The 1,727-nt window shown below is 60.9% G+C and carries 4 protein-coding genes; all 4 read left to right on the forward strand.

Features of this window, described 5'->3' with window-relative positions; genetic code table 11:
* The first annotated feature begins 293 nt into the window (after positions 1 to 293).
* The 4 genes from EOA27_RS35265 to EOA27_RS35280 all read left to right on the forward strand — a co-directional run bounded on the left by EOA27_RS35265 (position 294) and on the right by EOA27_RS35280 (position 1,658).
* The gene (locus EOA27_RS35265) at positions 294 to 497 is read left to right on the forward strand and encodes a hypothetical protein (protein ID WP_189342151.1); all 204 of its coding nucleotides are present in this window, start codon (positions 294 to 296) and stop codon (positions 495 to 497) included.
* A gap of 86 nt (positions 498 to 583) precedes the next feature.
* A complete protein-coding gene (locus EOA27_RS35270) occupies positions 584 to 784 on the forward strand; it encodes a hypothetical protein (protein WP_126078065.1) in 201 nt (66 codons plus the stop codon).
* Between the two features lie 144 nt (positions 785 to 928).
* The gene (locus EOA27_RS35275; protein WP_126078066.1) at positions 929 to 1,156 is read left to right on the forward strand and encodes a hypothetical protein; all 228 of its coding nucleotides are present in this window, start codon (positions 929 to 931) and stop codon (positions 1,154 to 1,156) included.
* 199 nt (positions 1,157 to 1,355) lie between these two features.
* The gene (locus tag EOA27_RS35280) at positions 1,356 to 1,658 is read left to right on the forward strand and encodes a DUF982 domain-containing protein (RefSeq protein ID WP_126078067.1); all 303 of its coding nucleotides are present in this window, start codon (positions 1,356 to 1,358) and stop codon (positions 1,656 to 1,658) included.
* Positions 1,659 to 1,727 lie beyond the last annotated feature (69 nt).

The raw sequence follows: 1,727 nt of genomic DNA on the forward strand, positions 1-1,727 counted from the left end.
ACTTGTTCAACGAGGACCTGAAACGGTCGAGGCAGATCAGCCTGGCGGAGTGGCAGGCGCGTCCGCTGACCGAGAAAGTCACCGATTGGCTTGCGAGCAAGCTGCACACGCAGCTTTAGGTTCGACACGAAGAGTTTCGCGCTACGATTCACCTGGGTTAGAGCGGATCATCAACAAACATGCAGGATGGTCGTGCCAAACTTTGGGGTTGGCAGGCCCGGTCGGCGGCCGTTTTGTCACGAGCATGTCCGCCGGTCGGGCATCCTTTGGTCTGGGGCACGGAGGAGGAGACAATGCCGATTACGAGACTGTCGAAAGGCGCATTCCTGCCGGACGAGGTGACCTTCCTTGGCCGCGTCCTTGAACTCAGCGCCGGCGCCGACGAAACCGAGGAGCAGCGCGAGCGGCGGGCCTTGCGCATCATCGCGAACTACATGGCGGGGATCACCGACGAGCGGGAGCTGGCTGAGCTATCGCGAAGACCGCTGGGCAGATAACGCTCCAGCGGAGCGGCCAGGCAAAGCAGGGCCGCGATGAAACTTTCGACGGTTTTTCCAGTTCGGTTGCAAGGAGGATCCTCGACATGACCGAACCCGGTGAAGGCAGTTCTCATGGGCGAATTGACGACAAGCAGCTCGTCATTCTGCTGAAGCAAAAAACCGGCATCTCCGATGCTCAAGCCAGGAGGCTGATAAAGGCCGTCGGGCGCGACCGGCCGTCGCTTTTGCGAGAAGCCCGGATCATAAGGGCGCGCGTTCAGACGTCCGCTTCAGGTCGTATGTGACCGGCGGAATGCGGCGCATGTACTACCGGCTTGCGCGACCGTGAAGGCGCTTCGCGGCTTGCGGTTTCGCAGACGGTGCCGCCAGCGGCTCATCGAAGTCCGCCGGCTTGCACGGGCATGCCGTTTGCGCGATGCTGAACGGTCATGACCACCCAGTATCTGGACCACAAACTGGAATGCCCGTTTTGCGGCGTCATCCGTTTGAACATTCCAGCCGATGCCCAACCCGCAACGCCGATCCACTGCGCCGAGTGCGGCGAATATCTCGGCACGTGGGATGAGCTTCAAACAGACTTCGAGCAGCAAGGCGGCACGGATGGCGTTTTCCGGCTGGACGAGGGACGTATCCAAAAGCTCAATTCCAGTCGGTGAGAAGGCCGCCGCCGGCGGCACGGATGCCGGCTGATCGACTGCTCGGCGCGCCGAACATCGGGCCTGAGAAATGGGGCATGAGAGCATCCGCCAGGTCCTTGACGCTTCAAACCCGTAAACCCATATCGAAGCCGGGCGCAGACCGCCGCGGTCCCCGCCCCTATCAAACTCAAATTGTTCGTTCGACTTGGAGGATCTTATGAACGATCGGATGTTCGACAGCCCTGTTTTCGTCAAGAGCGGAAACAGCCTTGTCCAGGAGATCGCGTGCCTCGAGGACGCCCTGGAATTCCTCTATGAATGGCCGAAGAACCGGCGCGGGCCGATCTATGAAACGGCGCTGCGCGCTTGCCAGAGGGCCTTCGACAGCGGTTTTCCGCTGACGGCCGCCAGAGAGGCATTTTGCGGTTTCGCAAAATCCGCCAGAATCCATGAAGACGTGAGCACCACCTTGCCCTGGATGGTCGGCCAAGGCCGCAAGGGCGGCGGGCTGACCGCGTAGCATCGCTGCGGATCGAGGGAGTTTTGCGATGTTCGCCAAACCGTTCGAAAAACCAATCCGCGTCTGGGT

This window comes from Mesorhizobium sp. M2A.F.Ca.ET.037.01.1.1, assembly GCF_003998075.1.
GTDB lineage: Bacteria > Pseudomonadota > Alphaproteobacteria > Rhizobiales > Rhizobiaceae > Mesorhizobium.